Genomic DNA, 14,496 nt, shown 5'->3' on the forward strand with positions numbered 1-14,496 from the left:
CTGACGGCGAGCGGTCACGGTGCCTTGCGCATAATTGACGCAAGCTATGACCCTCACCGAACTCAAATACATCGTTGCCGTGGCCAGGGAGCGCCATTTCGGCAAGGCGGCCGAAGCCTGCTACGTGTCCCAGCCCACGCTCTCGGTGGCCATCAAGAAGCTCGAGGACGAACTCGAAGTCAAGCTCTTCGAGCGCAGCGCCGGCGAAGTCACGGTCACGCCGCTCGGCGAGCAGATCGTGCAGCAGGCCCAGAGCGTGCTCGACCAGGCGGCCAGCATCAAGGAGATCGCCAAGCGCGGCAAGGACCCGCTGGCCGGGCCGCTGAACCTCGGCGTGATCTACACCATCGGGCCCTACCTGCTGCCCGACCTCGTACGCCAGGTGATCTCGCGCACGCCGCAGATGCCGCTGGTGCTGCAGGAGAACTTCACCGTCAAGCTGCTCGAGATGCTGCGTGCCGGCGAGATCGACTGCGCGATCATGGCCGAGCCCTTTCCCGACACCGGCCTCGCGATGGCGCCGCTGTACGACGAGCCCTTCGTGGCGGCGCTGCCGGTCAAGCACAAGTTCGCCGACCGCGAATCGATCACCTCCGAAGAGCTGCAGAGCGAGACCATGCTGCTGCTGGGCACGGGCCACTGCTTTCGCGACCACGTGCTCGAGGTCTGCCCCGAGTTCGCGCGCTTCTCGAGCAATGCCGAGGGCATCCGCAAGAGCTTCGAGGGCTCGTCGCTCGAGACCATCAAGCACATGGTGGCCTCGGGCATGGGCGTGACGCTGGTGCCGCGGCTGTCGGTGCCGGCCGAGGCGCTCAAGCCCAGGGGCAAGGGCCGCAAGGAATCGGAGCAGATGGTGCGCTACCTGCCGGTGCGCGATGCGCAGGACCGCGATCCGCCCACGCGCCGCGTGGTGCTCGCATGGCGGCGCACCTTCACGCGCTACGAGGCGATCGCGGCGCTGCGCAACGCGATCTATGCCTGCGAGCTGCCGGGCGTGAAGCGGCTCTCCTGAGCTGGATGTGGCGCGGGAGCAGGCGAATTCGCGACCTCGGCCTACGCCGCCGCAAGCCTGGAATCTCGAACGCTGCGATAGAGTGACGCTGTTGCGAAGCCGCGCGCCGGCTTCGAGAATTCCGGTGTCACTCCCAACTTGAAGAAAGATCTTTTGCCATGGCCAAAGCTCCCAAGAAAACCAAGCCCTCTCCCGCTTCCTCCGCCGGCAAGGTGCCCAAGAAGGGCGGCGCGGTGGTCGCGCAGGAGTCCGGCAGCCGCAATGCGCCGATCATCAACATCGGCATCGAGCGCCAGGACCGCGCGGCCATCGCCGAAGGCCTGAGCCGCGTGCTCGCCGACACCTACACGCTCTACCTCACCACCCACAACTTCCACTGGAACGTGACGGGTCCGCACTTCAACTCGCTGCACGCGATGTTCATGGCGCAGTACACCGAGCTGTGGAACTCGACCGACGTGATCGCTGAGCGCATCCGCGCGCTGGGCCACTACGCGCCGGGCTCGTACGCCGAGTTCAGCAAGATCGCCACCGTGCCCGACGTGCCGCAGGACCCGCCCAAGGCGATGGAGATGGTGCGCATCCTCGTGAAGGGCCACGAGACCGTGTCGCGCATCGCGCGCGAATTCATCCCCGTGGCCGAGGAAGCCGGCGACGATCCGACGGCCGACATGCTGACCGCGCGCTGCACGGTGCACGACCAGACCGCCTGGATGCTGCGTTCGCTGCTCGAGGATTGAACCCCGGCACCGCTCCCCACGGCCTCACGCCCGCGCCACGCCGCGGGCGTTTTGCCGTGTACCTCGACCTGATCCGCTGGAACCGTCCCGCGGGCTGGCTGCTGCTGCTGTGGCCCAGCCTCGGCGCGCTCTGGTTCGCGGCCGACGGCTGGCCGGGCTGGCACCTGGTCGCGGTGTTCGTGCTCGGCACGATCCTCATGCGCAGCGCGGGCTGCTGCGTCAACGACGTGGCCGACCGCGACTTCGACCGCCATGTGAAGCGCACCGCGCAGCGGCCCGTGACCAGCGGCGAGATCTCGGTGCGCGAGGCGCTGCTGCTCGGCGCCGTGCTCGCGCTGGTGGCTTTCGGCCTGGTGCTCACGACCAACCGGGTCACGGTGTACTGGTCGTTCGCCGCGCTCGCGGTCACGCTGGTCTATCCCTATGCGAAGCGCTTCGTGTCGATCCCGCAGGCGGTGCTCGGCATCGCGTTCAGCTTCGGCATTCCGATGGCCTTCGCGGCCGTGCAGGCCACGGTGCCGGCCTTCGCCTGGTGGCTGCTGGCGGGCAACCTGTTCTGGGTGCTGGCCTACGACACCGAGTACGCGATGGTCGACCGCGACGACGACCTCAAGATCGGCATGAAGACCTCGGCCATCACCTTCGGCCGCTTCGACGTGGCGGCGGTGATGGCGAGCTATGCGGTCTTTCTCGCCGTGTGGACCTGGGCCGGCGCGAGCCGCGGGCTCGGCGTCGCGTTCTACCTCGCGATCGCGATCGCGGCGGGGCAGGCGGCCTGGCACTGGCGGCTGATCCGCGATCGCACGCGCGAAGGCTGCTTCCAGGCCTTCCGGCTCAACCACTGGCTGGGCTTCGCGGTCTTCGCCGGCGTGGTGGCCGGCTACGGCCTGCGCTGATCCACGGCCCCGGAAACGAGACCGCATGCAGCACGCGCCCGACGCCGAGGCCACCCTGGCGCAGCTGCGCGCCCGGATCGGCCGGGAGGCCCATTCGGAGTGGCACCGCATCACACAGGACATGGTGGCGCGCTATGCCGAACTCTCGGGCGACGGTGAGGGTGAGTGGATCCATCTCGATCCGGAGCGCGCGGCGCGCGAGGCCGGCTACGGCGGCGCCATCGTGCAGGGCTTCTTCCAGGTCTCGCACCTGATCAAGCTCAGCGGCGAGGCGATGCGCAGCCTGCTGCCCTTCGACACCAACCATGCGCTGAACTACGGCTTCGACCGCCTGCGCTTCGTGCGGCCGATGCCGGTGGGCGCGCGCTTCCGGGCGCGCGTGCGCATCGCGGAGGTCACGCCCAAGCCCGGCGACAGCTTCCTGCTGAAGGAAGCGCTGCAGCTCGAGCTGGAGGATGGCACCGTCACGCTGGCGGCCGACTGGCTGTTCTTCCTCGGCCCGCGCGCGCTGGCGGGCACCTTCGACGCGCCGCCGGCCTGACGGCTCTCAGCCGCGGCCGAATTCCTCGCCGAGCTCGGCCGCGCGCTTCTGCGCCGCGCGAATCGCGGTCTTGAACTGGCCCTTGACGTCGGCCTGCTGCAGCGCGCTGATCGCCGCATGGGTGGTGCCGCCCTTGGAAGTCACGCGCTCGCGCAGCACCGCGGGCGGCTCGTGCGCGCTGTCGGCCAGCGCCGAGGCGCCGGTGAAGGTGCCGATCGCCAGCCGCTGCGCCTGCTCGGGCGCGAGGCCCATCTCGATGCCGGCCTCGGTCATGGCCTCGATGAAATAGAACACGTAGGCCGGGCCCGAGCCCGACATCGCGGTCACGGCGTCGAGCGCGGGCTCCTGGTCGACCCAGATCAGCTCGCCGGTGGGCGCCAGCAGCTGGCCGACCAGCGCGCGGTCGGCGCCGTCGGCACCGGGGCGCGCGAACAGCCCGGTCATGCCCTGGCCGACCAGCGCCGGCGTGTTCGGCATGGCGCGCACCACGCGCTCGGTGCCCAGCCAGCGGGCGATGCTGTCGGACGGGATGCCCGCGGCCACGCTCAGGTGCAGCGCGTTCCCGGCGAAGGCGCGCACCGGGCGCGTGGCCTCGGCGAAGGTCTGGGGCTTGACCGCCCAGACCACCACCGCGCAGCGCGCGAGCGCCTCGCTGGCGGCCGGCTGGGCCGCGATGCCGAAGGTGTTGGACAGCCGGGCGCGCGCCTCCTCGAAGGGTTCGACCACCTCGAACGAGGCGGCCGGCGTGCCTTGCTGGATCAGCCCGCCGATGATGGCGCTGGCCATGTTGCCGCCGCCGATGAAGGCGACGGGCGGCAGCGGCGCGGGGGCGTTGCGGGGCAGGAAGGTGGCGGCGATGGTCATGGTCGGTCGATGAATTCGAAGGCGGCGAACTGCGTGATCTGCAGCGGGTTGAAATTGTCGTCGCTGACGATCATCAGCGTCCGCCCGCCACCGGGCAGCGGCGGGCCCCAGCACATGCCCTCGCTGTTGTCGAGGCGCGAGAGGCCGTTGTCGGCCCCGAGCCGGGAGAAATCGGCGACCAGGGTCTTGGCGACCGGGCGGTGGTTGCCCGGCGTCAGCGCCTCCAGGCCCAGCACGTCGCCGCTGCCGCGGGTGTCTATTTCATAGAGGCGCAGCGAGTTCCCGGTGCCGGCCGCGTAGGCGCGCTCGAGCACCAGCATGCGGTGCGCGTCGATCATCAGCACCTCGCTCACGCCGTTGTCGGCATAGGTGCCCGGCAGCAGCGGACGCAGGGGGATCGCGTCGGGCACGTAGGCGATCTGGCCGGTCGCCCGGCCGCTGGCCAGGTCGATGCGCGTGAAGCGGCAGGGGCCGCCGGTGGCGTCGATCGTGGGCACGGGGCCGTCCTGGATCAGCGCGTTCTCCATCGCCAGCCAGGCCGTGCGGCCGTCGGGCGTGAGCGCGAGGCCCTCGAAGGCGAGGTTGTCGCGCGGGCCGCGGCGCTGGGCCGGGTCGGGTCGGAACATGGCGGGTAGTTCGAACTCGCGCAGGAAGCGGCCGTCGCGCGCCGATTCGTAGAGCGCGGGCCCGAAGCCGCGCGCGAGGTCGCCCTCGCTGCTCCACAGCACGGTGCCGGTGTCGGGCCGCAGGCGCAGCGATTCGGGGTCGGGCACCGGCAGGCCGGCGATGGCCTGCCGGCGCGAAGGCCAGGGGCCGCCGCCCGGGCGTTGCAGTTCGACGACACCGGTGGCTTCGGGCGCGGCGCTCCAGGGCGCGGGCCAGTGCGCCATATAGAAGCGCACGGGTGCCAGATCCGACCGGTCGTCGCTCAGCAGCAGGTACTCACCTGTGCGGGCGTCGAAGTCGATGCCCGAGAGTCCGCCCGCCGGCGTGCCGCCGATGGAGAGCCGGTGCGGCCAGCGCGCTTCCGCGAGGCGGCGCAGCCGGCCGGAGGCGGGCGTGGCTGCCGGGCTGCCGCAGCCGGCCGTGCCCAGCGCCAGGGCGCCGGCCGCCCCCGCGAGGCCGCCCAGCACGAGGCGGCGGGTGGTCGAGAAGGAGGGGGTGGAGGCTGGAGGGCGCACGGGGCCCGAGTCTAGTGTCTTGGCAGGTGGCCCGAAGAAGGCAGTTGACATCGACGCAGCCGGGTGCCACAATCGCGGGCTTCGCTTCAAAAAGGCGAAGATTTCAGCCCAAACGGGAAGCGCTTCGAGTGGTTCGAAGCGCGGACGGCGGGCCCAAGACTGACCGATGCGAGACACGCGAATCCCTCCGGGCCGCGCATTGGTACAAGTTGGGAATATCAAGAAATGATCCAAACTGAATCCCGGCTCGAAGTGGCCGACAACACAGGCGCGAAGTCCGTCCTGTGTATCAAGGTGCTCGGTGGCTCCAAGCGGCGTTATGCCAGCGTGGGCGACGTCATCAAGGTCAGCGTCAAGGAAGCCGCTCCGCGTGGTCGCGTCAAGAAGGGCGAGATCTACAGCGCCGTGGTCGTGCGCACCGCCAAGGGCATCCGCCGCGGCGACGGCTCGCTCGTCAAGTTCGACGGCAATGCCGCCGTGCTGCTCAACGCCAAGCTGGAGCCGATCGGCACCCGCATCTTCGGACCGGTGACGCGCGAACTGCGCACCGAGAAGTTCATGAAGATCGTGTCGCTGGCCCCCGAAGTTCTCTGAGGACAACAACGCCATGAACAAGATTCGCAAAGGCGACCAGGTCATCGTGTTGGCCGGCCGCGACAAGGGCAAGCGTGGCGTCGTCACGCTGCGCAAGGACGACTCGCACGTGCTCGTCGAAGGCATCAACCTCGTCAAGAAGCACACCAAGCCGAACCCGCTCAAGGGCACGACCGGTGGCATCGTCGAGAAGGCCATGCCGATTCACCAATCCAACGTGGCGATCTTCAATGCCGCGACCGGCAAGGCCGATCGCGTGGGCATCAAGGTGAGCCAGGATGCCGAAGGCAAGCGCGTCGCAGTGCGTGTCTTCAAGTCCAGCGGCGAAGAAATCAAGATCGCCTAAGAGGTACTCAGATGGCACGTCTCCAACAACACTATCGCGAAAAGATCGCGAAAGACCTGACCGAGAAGTTCGGCTACACCTCGCCGATGCAGGTCCCCCGCCTCACCAAGATCACGCTCAACATGGGCGTGGGTGAAGCCGTCGCCGACAAGAAGGTCCTCGACAACGCCGTCGCCGACCTGACCAAGATCGCCGGCCAGAAGCCCGTGGTCACCAAGTCCAAGAAGGCCATCGCCGGTTTCAAGATCCGCGAGAACCAGCCCATCGGCTGCATGGTCACGCTGCGCGGCGTGCACATGTACGAATTCCTGGACCGCTTCGTCACCGTGGCCCTGCCCCGCGTGCGCGACTTCCGCGGTATCTCGGGTCGTGCATTCGACGGCCGTGGCAACTACAACATCGGCGTGAAAGAGCAGATCATCTTCCCCGAGATCGAGTACGACAAGGTCGACGCCCTGCGTGGTCTGAACATCAGCATCACGACGACGGCCAAGACCGATGAAGAAGCCAAGGCGCTGCTCGCCGGCTTCCGTTTCCCGTTCAAGAACTGAGGTGATCCGTGGCTAAAGCATCTTTGATCCAGCGCGAACTCAAGCGCGACAAGCTGGTTGCCAAGTTCGCCGCCAAGCACGCCGAACTGAAGGCCGCCTCGAACGACCTCAAGAAGACCGAAGAAGAGCGCGCAGCCGCCCGCCTGGCACTGCAAAAGCTCCCGCGCAACGCGAACCCCACGCGTCAACGCAACCGTTGCGAAATCACCGGTCGTCCGCGCGGCACCTTCCGTCAATTCGGTCTGGCCCGCGCCAAGATCCGCGAACTGGCATTCAACGGTGACATCCCCGGTGTCATCAAGGCCAGCTGGTAAGCCAGGCAGGAGCAAACAACATGAGCATGAGTGATCCCATTGCCGACCTGCTGACGCGTATCCGCAACGCGCAGATGGTGGCGAAGCCCACCGTGTCGGTCCCGTCTTCCAAGGTGAAGATCGCGATCGCACAAGTCCTGAAGGACGAGGGCTACATCGACGGCTTCCAGGTCAAGACCGAAGCCGGCAAGAGCGAGCTCGAGATTTCGCTGAAGTACTACGCCGGTCGTCCGGTGATCGAGCGCATCGAACGCGTGAGCCGCCCCGGCCTGCGCGTCTACAAGGCCAGCTCGGCCATTCCGCAAGTCCAGAACGGCCTCGGCGTTGCGATCGTCACGACCCCCCAGGGCGTGATGACCGACCGCAAGGCGCGCGCCTCCGGTGTCGGTGGCGAAGTGCTGTGCTACGTCGCCTGACCGAGACATCGAGGAGAAACTGAAATGTCCCGAGTAGGAAAATCGCCGGTCGCCATCCCCCAAGGCGTGGATGTGCAGATCAAGGAAGACCAGATCAGCGTCAAGGGCACGGGCGGTTCGCTCAGCCTCGCGCGCAACGCGCTGGTCAACGTCGTCAGCAAGGACGGCAAGCTGAACTTCGAGCCCGCCAACGATTCGCGCGAAGCGAATGCGATGAGCGGCACGATCCGCCAGCTGGTGAACAACATGGTGGTCGGTGTGACCAAGGGCTTCGAGAAGAAGCTCAACCTGATCGGCGTGGGCTACAAGGCCGCCGCCCAGGGTTCCAAGCTGAATCTGCAAGTCGGTTACTCGCACCCGGTCAACATCGACATGCCGCAAGGCATCACGGTGGCCACCGCGACCCCGACCGAAATCGTGATCAAGGGTGCCGACCGCCAGCGCGTCGGCCAAGTGGCCGCTGAGATCCGTGCCGTTCGTCCGCCCGAGCCCTACAAGGGCAAGGGTATCCGTTATGCGGACGAGAAGATCGTGATCAAAGAGACCAAGAAGAAGTAAGGGGCAGCAAAATGATGTTGACCAAAAAAGCACAGCGTCTCCGCCGTTCGCGCCAGACCCGCATCCGCATCGCGACGCAGGGCGTGGCTCGCCTGACGGTGAACCGCACCAACCTGCACATCTACGCGACCGTCATCTCCGGCGACGGCTCGAAGGTGCTGGCCACGGCCTCCACCGCCGAAGCCGAAGTGCGCACCGCGCTCGGCGGCTCGGGCAAGGGCGGCAACACCGCTGCGGCCACGGCCATCGGCAAGCGCATCGCCGAAAAGGCGAAGGCTGCCGGCGTCGAGAAGGTTGCCTTCGACCGCGCAGGTTTCGCGTACCACGGCCGCGTCAAGGCGCTGGCCGATGCGGCCCGCGAAGCCGGCCTGCAGTTCTAACCGGACACGAGATTCAAAATGGCAAAGATTCAGGCAAGAACGCAGAACGAAGGCCCCGAGGACGGTCTGCGCGAGAAGATGATCGCGATCAACCGCGTCACCAAGGTGGTGAAGGGTGGTCGTATCCTCGGTTTCGCGGCGCTGACCGTGGTCGGTGACGGCGATGGCCGCGTCGGCATGGGCAAGGGCAAGTCGAAGGAAGTGCCCGCCGCCGTGCAGAAGGCGATGGAAGAAGCCCGTCGCAACCTGTTCAAGGCGCCGATCAAGAACGGCACGCTGCATCACCAGGTGCAGGGCCACCACGGTGCCTCGACGGTCGTGATGTACCCGGCTCCCAAGGGTACCGGCATCATCGCCGGCGGCCCGATGCGCGCCGTGTTCGAAGTCATGGGCATCACCGACATCGTGGCCAAGAGCCATGGTTCGTCGAATCCCTACAACATGGTTCGTGCCACGCTCGACGGGTTGAAGAACTCGACGACCGCGTCCGAAGTGGCTGCCAAGCGCGGCCTCACCGTCGAAGAACTCTTCGCCTGAGCGCGAGCTCTTGCAAGGCTGAAGGAAGCATTCAAATGACGACGCAACAACAAACCCTGAAGGTGCAACTGGTCAAGAGCCCGATCGGCACCAAGCAATCGCACCGGGACACCGTCCGTGGCCTGGGTCTGCGCAAGCTCAACAGCGTGAGCGAGCTGCAGGACACCCCCGCGGTGCGCGGCATGATCAACAAGATCAGTTATCTGGTCAAAGTTCTGTAAGAGAGACTGACATGGAACTCAATGGCATCAAGCCGGCGGATGGCGCCAAGCACGCCAAGCGCCGTGTCGGCCGCGGTATCGGTTCCGGCCTGGGCAAGACCTCGGGTCGCGGCCACAAGGGCCAGAAGTCGCGCGCAGGCGGTTTCCACAAGGTCGGCTTCGAAGGCGGTCAAATGCCGCTGCAGCGCCGCCTGCCGAAGCGTGGCTTCAAGTCGCAATCGCTCAAGTTCAACGCCGAAGTCACGCTGGCCGCTCTCGAGCAGCTCGGCCTGGCCGAAGTGGACGTGCTCGCCCTGAAGCAAGCCGGCCTCGTGGGCCAGCTCGCCAAGGTGGTGAAGGTCATCAAGACCGGTGAACTCACCAAGGCCGTCAAGCTGACGGGCGTCGGTGCCACCGCTGGTGCCAAGGCCGCGATCGAAGCGGCCGGCGGCAGCGTCGCCTGATCGACAGACCTTCGGACTGAAAGAAGCTCCTCGTGGCAACTAACGCGGCAACGATCGCAAAGACGGGCAAGTTCGGCGACCTGCGTCGCCGGCTGGTCTTCTTGCTGCTCGCGCTCGTGGTCTACCGGATCGGCGCGCACATTCCCGTGCCCGGCATCAACCCCGACCAGCTCGCGGCGTTGTTCCAGGGGCAGCAGGGCGGCATCCTGAGCCTGTTCAACATGTTCTCGGGTGGCGCGCTGTCGCGTTTCACGGTGTTTGCGCTGGGGATCATGCCGTACATCTCGGCATCGATCATCATGCAGCTGATGACCTACGTGCTTCCGAGCTTCGAGCAATTGAAGAAGGAAGGCGAGGCGGGCCGTCGCAAGATCACGCAGTACACCCGCTACGGTGCACTGGGTCTGGCGCTGTTCCAGTCGTTCAGCATCGCGGTGGCGCTCGAGTCGTCGGCCGGCCTGGTGATCTCGCCCGGCTTCGGCTTCCGCATCACCGCCATGGTGAGCCTGACGGCCGGTTCGATGTTCCTGATGTGGCTCGGCGAGCAGATCACCGAACGCGGCCTGGGCAACGGCATCTCGATCCTGATCTTCGCGGGTATCGCGGCCGGCCTGCCGAACGCCATCGGCGGTCTGCTGGAGCTGGTGCGTACCGGCGCCATGAACGTGATCATCGCGCTGTTCATCGTCGCGGTGGTGGTGCTGGTCACCTACTTCGTGGTGTTCGTCGAACGCGGCCAGCGCAAGATCCTCGTGAACTATGCGCGGCGCCAGGTCGGCAACAAGGTGTATGGCGGCCAGTCGTCGCACCTGCCGCTGAAGCTGAACATGGCCGGCGTGATTCCGCCGATCTTCGCGTCCTCGATCATTCTGCTGCCGGCGACGGTGGTGGGCTGGTTCAGCACCGGCGAAGGCGGGTTCCGCTGGATCAAGGACGTGGCGAGCGCATTGCGCCCGGGCGAGCCGATCTACGTGCTGCTGTATGCCGCCGCGATCGTGTTCTTCTGCTTCTTCTATACGGCCCTCGTGTTCAACAGCCGCGAGACCGCCGACAACCTGAAGAAGAGCGGTGCGTTCATTCCGGGCATCCGCCCGGGTGACCAGACGGCGCGCTACATCGACAAGATCCTGGTTCGCCTGACGTTGGCCGGCGCGGTGTACATCACCTTCGTCTGCCTGCTGCCCGAGTTCCTGATCCTGAAGTACAACGTTCCGTTCTACTTCGGCGGTACCTCCCTGTTGATCATCGTGGTCGTCACGATGGACTTCATGGCCCAGGTGCAGAACTACATGATGTCCCAGCAGTACGAGTCGCTGCTGAAGAAGGCCAATTTCAAGACTTCGTAAGGCACAGGGCACCGTCCCCCCGCCGGTTGAACAGAGATTTAGGAGAGTGAAATGAGAGTTTCGGCTTCGGTCAAAACCATCTGCCGTAATTGCAAGATCATCCGCCGCAAGGGTGTGGTGCGCGTGATCTGTACCGACCCGCGCCACAAGCAGCGCCAGGGTTGATCAAAGAGTATTAGAGGACGCACATGGCACGTATTGCTGGCATCAACATTCCGCCGCACAAGCACGCTGAGATCGGCCTGACCGCCATCTTCGGTATCGGTCGCACCCGCGCCCGTCAGATCTGCGAAGCGAGCGGCATCGAATATTCGAAGAAGATCAAGGATCTGACCGACGCCGATCTCGAGAAGATCCGCGACCAGATCGCCTTGTTCACGATCGAAGGCGACCTGCGCCGCGAGACGACGATGAACATCAAGCGCTTGATGGACATCGGCTGCTACCGCGGCTTCCGTCATCGTCGCGGCCTGCCGATGCGCGGCCAGCGCACGCGCACCAATGCCCGCACCCGCAAGGGTCCGCGCAAGGCTGCGCAGTCCCTGAAGAAGTAAGGATTGAAACAGCATGGCTAAAGCTCCTGCCAACAACGCCGCACAGCGCGTTCGCAAGAAGGTTCGCAAGAACGTTGCGGACGGCATCGCCCACGTGCACGCCTCGTTCAACAACACCATCATCACGATCACCGATCGCCAGGGCAACGCTCTGTCGTGGGCTTCGTCGGGTGGCCAGGGCTTCAAGGGCTCGCGCAAGTCGACCCCGTTCGCCGCGCAGGTCGCTTCGGAAGTGGCCGGCCGTGCTGCTGTCGAACAAGGCATCAAGAACCTCGACGTCGAGATCAAGGGCCCCGGCCCCGGTCGCGAATCGTCGGTGCGCGCACTGGCTGCGCTCGGCATCCGGATCAATTCCATTGCCGACGTGACGCCCGTTCCGCACAACGGCTGCCGCCCCCAGAAGCGTCGTCGCATCTGAGCGTCAGCCCCCTCAGGCGCAGCCGTTTCAAAGCGGCTGCGCATTTGTTTTTTAACTAAGCCCACCGCCATCGGCACTCTGTTGTCGATGGCTCCCGCAGGCGACTGCGGCAGCAAACAAAGGAAAAGACGTGGCACGCTACCTCGGCCCCAAGGCCAAACTCTCCCGCCGCGAAGGCACCGACCTGTTCCTGAAGAGCGCCCGCCGCTCGATCCAGGACAAGGCCAAGTTCGACTCCAAGCCCGGCCAGCATGGCCGCACCTCGGGTCAGCGCACCTCGGACTACGGTCTGCAGCTGCGTGAGAAGCAGAAGGTCAAGCGCATGTACGGCGTGCTCGAGAAGCAGTTCCGCCGCTACTTCGAAGAAGCCGATCGCCGCCGTGGCAACACCGGCGCCAACCTGCTGTTCCTGCTCGAGTCGCGCCTGGACAACGTCGTCTACCGCATGGGCTTCGGCTCGACCCGCGCCGAAGCGCGCCAGCTCGTGTCGCACAAGGCCATCACGGTGAACGGCCAGTCGGTCAACATCCCGTCGTACCTGGTGAAGACCGGCGACGTGATCGCCGTGCGCGAGAAGTCGAAGAAGCAGAACCGCGTCGTCGAAGCGCTGCAACTCGCCCAGCAAGTCGGTATCCCCGGCTGGGTCGACGTGAATGCCGACAAGGCCGAAGGCACCTTCAAGAAGGTCCCGGATCGCGACGAGTTCGCCGCGGACATCAACGAATCGCTGATCGTCGAACTGTATTCGCGTTGATTTCCACTCCCGCACCGCGCAAGCGGCGGCGGGAGTCCTGTTTTTGTTGTTCCCGTTCCTGGTTCGTGCCGCACGCGCGCTGCGGGCCAGGCGCTTCACCAGCCTTACCGGTGTAACGAGCCGGGGGTATTGAGAGGAAGTCTGCATGCAAACCACCCTGCTGAAACCCAAGACCATCCAGGTCGAGCAACTCGCGGCCAACAAGGCCAAGGTGACGCTCGAGCCTTTCGAGCGCGGCTACGGCCACACGCTCGGCAACGCGCTGCGTCGCGTGCTGCTGTCGTCCATGGTCGGTTATTCGGCCACCGAAGTCACGATCGCCGGCGTTCTGCACGAGTACTCGTCGATCGATGGCGTGCAGGAAGACGTCGTCAACATCCTGCTGAACCTCAAGGGCGTGGTGTTCAAGCTCCACAACCGCGATGAAGTCACGCTGAGCCTGCGCAAGGACGGCGAAGGCGCGGTCCTGGCATCGGACATCCAGACCCCGCACGACGTCGAGATCATCAATCCCGACCACGTGATCGCCCACCTGTCGCAAGGCGGCAAGCTCGACATGCAGATCAAGGTCGAGAAGGGCCGCGGCTACGTGCCCGGCACGATGCGCCGCTATGCGGACGAGCCGACCAAGTCGATCGGCCGCATCGTTCTCGATGCTTCGTTCTCGCCCGTGAAGCGCGTGAGCTACACCGTCGAAAGCGCCCGCGTCGAGCAGCGCACCGACCTCGACAAGCTGCTGGTCGAAATCGAGACCAACGGCGCGATCACCGCCGAAGACGCCGTGCGCGCCTCGGCCAAGATCCTGGTCGAGCAGCTCGCCGTGTTCGCGCAGCTCGAAGGCGGCGAACTGGCCGCGTTCGATGCTCCGGCACCGCGCAGCGCACAGCAGTTCGACCCGATCCTGCTGCGCCCGGTCGACGAACTCGAGCTCACCGTGCGTTCGGCCAACTGCCTGAAGGCCGAAAACATCTACTACATCGGCGACCTGATCCAGCGTACCGAGAACGAGCTGCTCAAGACCCCGAACCTGGGTCGCAAGTCGCTCAACGAAATCAAGGAAGTGCTCGCCTCGCGCGGCCTGACCCTGGGTATGAAGCTCGAAAGCTGGCCGCCGGCCGGCCTCGACAAGCGTTGATTTTTTTAACGGCCCTCTGAAAAGGGCCAGTGCACCGGGCAGTACCTGACACGGCTGCCCGTTCTTCAAAAAGCAAAGGAAAGCACCATGCGTCACGGACACGGACTCCGCAAACTCAACCGCACCAGCTCGCACCGCCTCGCGATGCTGCAGAACATGATGAACTCGCTCATCGAGCACGAAGTCATCAAGACCACGGTCCCCAAGGCCAAGGAACTGCGCCGCGTCATCGAGCCGATGATCACGCTCGCCAAGAAGCCCACCGTCGCCAACAAGCGCCTGGCCTTCGACCGCCTGCGCAGCCGCGACTCCGTCGTGAAGCTGTTCGGTGAACTGGGCCCGCGCTTCGCCGCGCGTCCCGGTGGCTACACCCGCATCCTCAAGATGGGTTTCCGCGTGGGCGACAACGCGCCGATGGCGCTGGTCGAACTCGTCGATCGCCCTGAAGTGAGCGAAGTTGCTGCCACCGAGCAGAACGCCGCGGAATAAGTGCTATAATTTATCTCTTGCCGCGCGATGGAGCAGCCTGGTAGCTCGTTGGGCTCATAACCCAAAGGTCGCAAGTTCAAATCTTGCTCGCGCAACCACATTGAGAAGGGTCTTTCGGAAACGAAAGACCCTTTTTCTTTTCCCGCTCCGAATTCGCAAGCGCGTTGCAACAACGCAAAGCACACGCCCAAAAGAAAAGCCCTCGC

General features: G+C 65.6%; 23 protein-coding genes and 1 tRNA gene. 22 read left to right on the forward strand and 2 right to left on the reverse strand.

Annotation, left to right across the window (positions count from 1 at the left end; translation table 11 throughout):
• Nucleotides 1-46: 46 nt before the first annotated feature.
• The 4 genes from ACEN9J_RS22165 (at nucleotide 47) to ACEN9J_RS22180 (ending at nucleotide 3,189) form a co-directional block, all read left to right on the forward strand.
• Nucleotides 47-1,012, forward strand: a complete 966-nt coding sequence (locus tag ACEN9J_RS22165) for a LysR substrate-binding domain-containing protein (RefSeq protein WP_057593137.1) — start codon at nucleotides 47-49, stop codon at nucleotides 1,010-1,012.
• 158 nt (nucleotides 1,013-1,170) lie between these two features.
• On the forward strand, nucleotides 1,171-1,752 hold the full coding sequence (locus ACEN9J_RS22170; RefSeq protein ID WP_057593138.1) for a Dps family protein: 582 nt from the start codon (nucleotides 1,171-1,173) through the stop codon (nucleotides 1,750-1,752).
• Nucleotides 1,749-2,648, forward strand: coding sequence for a 4-hydroxybenzoate octaprenyltransferase (gene ubiA / locus ACEN9J_RS22175; protein ID WP_057593139.1), 900 nt, complete (start codon nucleotides 1,749-1,751; stop codon nucleotides 2,646-2,648). The genes ACEN9J_RS22170 and ubiA overlap by 4 nt, the downstream gene beginning before the upstream one ends.
• A gap of 25 nt (nucleotides 2,649-2,673) precedes the next feature.
• The gene (locus tag ACEN9J_RS22180) at nucleotides 2,674-3,189 is read left to right on the forward strand and encodes a MaoC/PaaZ C-terminal domain-containing protein (protein ID WP_057593140.1); all 516 of its coding nucleotides are present in this window, start codon (nucleotides 2,674-2,676) and stop codon (nucleotides 3,187-3,189) included.
• A 6-nt stretch (nucleotides 3,190-3,195) separates the two neighbouring features.
• Here the strand turns inward: ACEN9J_RS22180 and proC are convergent, their stop codons facing one another.
• Both proC and ACEN9J_RS22190 read right to left on the reverse strand, forming a co-directional pair.
• Nucleotides 3,196-4,053, reverse strand: coding sequence for a pyrroline-5-carboxylate reductase (proC, locus tag ACEN9J_RS22185; RefSeq protein ID WP_296734164.1), 858 nt, complete (start codon nucleotides 4,051-4,053; stop codon nucleotides 3,196-3,198).
• A complete protein-coding gene (locus tag ACEN9J_RS22190) occupies nucleotides 4,050-5,234 on the reverse strand; it encodes an esterase-like activity of phytase family protein (RefSeq protein ID WP_413762074.1) in 1,185 nt (394 codons plus the stop codon). Before ACEN9J_RS22190 ends, proC begins: the two co-directional genes overlap by 4 nt.
• Before the next feature lie 225 nt (nucleotides 5,235-5,459).
• Between ACEN9J_RS22190 and rplN the strand changes: the two genes are divergently transcribed.
• The 18 genes from rplN (at nucleotide 5,460) to ACEN9J_RS22280 (ending at nucleotide 14,388) form a co-directional block, all read left to right on the forward strand.
• A complete protein-coding gene (gene rplN / locus ACEN9J_RS22195; RefSeq protein WP_057593143.1) occupies nucleotides 5,460-5,828 on the forward strand; it encodes a 50S ribosomal protein L14 in 369 nt (122 codons plus the stop codon).
• Nucleotides 5,829-5,841: 13 nt separating this feature from the next.
• Complete coding sequence (gene rplX / locus ACEN9J_RS22200) at nucleotides 5,842-6,174, forward strand: 50S ribosomal protein L24 (protein ID WP_057593144.1); 333 nt, start codon at nucleotides 5,842-5,844, stop codon at nucleotides 6,172-6,174.
• A gap of 11 nt (nucleotides 6,175-6,185) precedes the next feature.
• Complete coding sequence (rplE, locus tag ACEN9J_RS22205; RefSeq protein WP_057593145.1) at nucleotides 6,186-6,725, forward strand: 50S ribosomal protein L5; 540 nt, start codon at nucleotides 6,186-6,188, stop codon at nucleotides 6,723-6,725.
• An 8-nt stretch (nucleotides 6,726-6,733) separates the two neighbouring features.
• Nucleotides 6,734-7,039, forward strand: a complete 306-nt coding sequence (gene rpsN / locus ACEN9J_RS22210; protein ID WP_057593146.1) for a 30S ribosomal protein S14 — start codon at nucleotides 6,734-6,736, stop codon at nucleotides 7,037-7,039.
• A gap of 20 nt (nucleotides 7,040-7,059) precedes the next feature.
• A complete protein-coding gene (gene rpsH / locus ACEN9J_RS22215) occupies nucleotides 7,060-7,455 on the forward strand; it encodes a 30S ribosomal protein S8 (RefSeq protein ID WP_057593147.1) in 396 nt (131 codons plus the stop codon).
• A gap of 24 nt (nucleotides 7,456-7,479) precedes the next feature.
• Nucleotides 7,480-8,013: a 50S ribosomal protein L6 gene (rplF, locus tag ACEN9J_RS22220; protein ID WP_057593148.1), complete on the forward strand. Its 534-nt coding sequence runs from the start codon at nucleotides 7,480-7,482 to the stop codon at nucleotides 8,011-8,013.
• A gap of 14 nt (nucleotides 8,014-8,027) precedes the next feature.
• A complete protein-coding gene (gene rplR, locus ACEN9J_RS22225; protein WP_057593190.1) occupies nucleotides 8,028-8,393 on the forward strand; it encodes a 50S ribosomal protein L18 in 366 nt (121 codons plus the stop codon).
• 18 nt (nucleotides 8,394-8,411) lie between these two features.
• A complete protein-coding gene (gene rpsE, locus ACEN9J_RS22230) occupies nucleotides 8,412-8,930 on the forward strand; it encodes a 30S ribosomal protein S5 (RefSeq protein WP_057593149.1) in 519 nt (172 codons plus the stop codon).
• Nucleotides 8,931-8,965: 35 nt separating this feature from the next.
• Complete coding sequence (gene rpmD, locus ACEN9J_RS22235; RefSeq protein WP_057593150.1) at nucleotides 8,966-9,151, forward strand: 50S ribosomal protein L30; 186 nt, start codon at nucleotides 8,966-8,968, stop codon at nucleotides 9,149-9,151.
• 11 nt (nucleotides 9,152-9,162) lie between these two features.
• Nucleotides 9,163-9,594 carry a 50S ribosomal protein L15 gene (gene rplO / locus ACEN9J_RS22240; protein ID WP_057593151.1) on the forward strand — a complete coding sequence of 144 codons (432 nt, stop codon included), beginning with the start codon at nucleotides 9,163-9,165 and terminating at the stop codon, nucleotides 9,592-9,594.
• A gap of 32 nt (nucleotides 9,595-9,626) precedes the next feature.
• Complete coding sequence (gene secY, locus ACEN9J_RS22245; RefSeq protein WP_057593152.1) at nucleotides 9,627-10,940, forward strand: preprotein translocase subunit SecY; 1,314 nt, start codon at nucleotides 9,627-9,629, stop codon at nucleotides 10,938-10,940.
• 51 nt (nucleotides 10,941-10,991) lie between these two features.
• Entirely contained in the window at nucleotides 10,992-11,105 is a 114-nt protein-coding gene (gene rpmJ, locus ACEN9J_RS22250) for a 50S ribosomal protein L36 (protein WP_038201958.1), read from the forward strand.
• 23 nt (nucleotides 11,106-11,128) lie between these two features.
• A complete protein-coding gene (gene rpsM / locus ACEN9J_RS22255) occupies nucleotides 11,129-11,494 on the forward strand; it encodes a 30S ribosomal protein S13 (protein ID WP_013544105.1) in 366 nt (121 codons plus the stop codon).
• A gap of 13 nt (nucleotides 11,495-11,507) precedes the next feature.
• Nucleotides 11,508-11,912: a 30S ribosomal protein S11 gene (gene rpsK, locus ACEN9J_RS22260; protein ID WP_009124825.1), complete on the forward strand. Its 405-nt coding sequence runs from the start codon at nucleotides 11,508-11,510 to the stop codon at nucleotides 11,910-11,912.
• Nucleotides 11,913-12,042: 130 nt separating this feature from the next.
• Nucleotides 12,043-12,666 (forward strand): 30S ribosomal protein S4, encoded by a 624-nt coding sequence (gene rpsD / locus ACEN9J_RS22265; protein ID WP_057593153.1) that lies wholly within the window; start codon nucleotides 12,043-12,045, stop codon nucleotides 12,664-12,666.
• A 145-nt stretch (nucleotides 12,667-12,811) separates the two neighbouring features.
• Complete coding sequence (locus tag ACEN9J_RS22270) at nucleotides 12,812-13,801, forward strand: DNA-directed RNA polymerase subunit alpha (RefSeq protein WP_057593154.1); 990 nt, start codon at nucleotides 12,812-12,814, stop codon at nucleotides 13,799-13,801.
• Nucleotides 13,802-13,888: 87 nt separating this feature from the next.
• Entirely contained in the window at nucleotides 13,889-14,290 is a 402-nt protein-coding gene (gene rplQ, locus ACEN9J_RS22275; protein ID WP_057593155.1) for a 50S ribosomal protein L17, read from the forward strand.
• 21 nt (nucleotides 14,291-14,311) lie between these two features.
• Nucleotides 14,312-14,388 (forward strand) — tRNA-Met (locus ACEN9J_RS22280).
• Nucleotides 14,389-14,496 lie beyond the last annotated feature (108 nt).

The organism is Variovorax sp. Varisp41, from assembly GCF_047325085.1.
Classification (GTDB): domain Bacteria; phylum Pseudomonadota; class Gammaproteobacteria; order Burkholderiales; family Burkholderiaceae_C; genus Variovorax.

Bases quoted from the DNA above. Each gene is read 5' to 3' on its own strand.
- ACEN9J_RS22165 (WP_057593137.1), top strand. From the start codon at position 47: ATGACCCTCACCGAACTCAAATACATCGTTGCCGTGGCCAGGGAGCGC.
- ACEN9J_RS22170 (WP_057593138.1), top strand. From the start codon at position 1,171: ATGGCCAAAGCTCCCAAGAAAACCAAGCCCTCTCCCGCTTCCTCCGCC.
- ACEN9J_RS22180 (WP_057593140.1), top strand. From the start codon at position 2,674: ATGCAGCACGCGCCCGACGCCGAGGCCACCCTGGCGCAGCTGCGCGCC.
- proC (WP_296734164.1), bottom strand. From the start codon at position 4,053: ATGACCATCGCCGCCACCTTCCTGCCCCGCAACGCCCCCGCGCCGCTG.
- rplN (WP_057593143.1), top strand. From the start codon at position 5,460: ATGATCCAAACTGAATCCCGGCTCGAAGTGGCCGACAACACAGGCGCG.
- rplX (WP_057593144.1), top strand. From the start codon at position 5,842: ATGAACAAGATTCGCAAAGGCGACCAGGTCATCGTGTTGGCCGGCCGC.
- rplE (WP_057593145.1), top strand. From the start codon at position 6,186: ATGGCACGTCTCCAACAACACTATCGCGAAAAGATCGCGAAAGACCTG.
- rpsH (WP_057593147.1), top strand. From the start codon at position 7,060: ATGAGCATGAGTGATCCCATTGCCGACCTGCTGACGCGTATCCGCAAC.
- rplF (WP_057593148.1), top strand. From the start codon at position 7,480: ATGTCCCGAGTAGGAAAATCGCCGGTCGCCATCCCCCAAGGCGTGGAT.
- rplR (WP_057593190.1), top strand. From the start codon at position 8,028: ATGTTGACCAAAAAAGCACAGCGTCTCCGCCGTTCGCGCCAGACCCGC.
- rpsE (WP_057593149.1), top strand. From the start codon at position 8,412: ATGGCAAAGATTCAGGCAAGAACGCAGAACGAAGGCCCCGAGGACGGT.
- rpmD (WP_057593150.1), top strand. From the start codon at position 8,966: ATGACGACGCAACAACAAACCCTGAAGGTGCAACTGGTCAAGAGCCCG.
- rplO (WP_057593151.1), top strand. From the start codon at position 9,163: ATGGAACTCAATGGCATCAAGCCGGCGGATGGCGCCAAGCACGCCAAG.
- rpmJ (WP_038201958.1), top strand. From the start codon at position 10,992: ATGAGAGTTTCGGCTTCGGTCAAAACCATCTGCCGTAATTGCAAGATC.
- rpsM (WP_013544105.1), top strand. From the start codon at position 11,129: ATGGCACGTATTGCTGGCATCAACATTCCGCCGCACAAGCACGCTGAG.
- rpsK (WP_009124825.1), top strand. From the start codon at position 11,508: ATGGCTAAAGCTCCTGCCAACAACGCCGCACAGCGCGTTCGCAAGAAG.
- ACEN9J_RS22270 (WP_057593154.1), top strand. From the start codon at position 12,812: ATGCAAACCACCCTGCTGAAACCCAAGACCATCCAGGTCGAGCAACTC.
- rplQ (WP_057593155.1), top strand. From the start codon at position 13,889: ATGCGTCACGGACACGGACTCCGCAAACTCAACCGCACCAGCTCGCAC.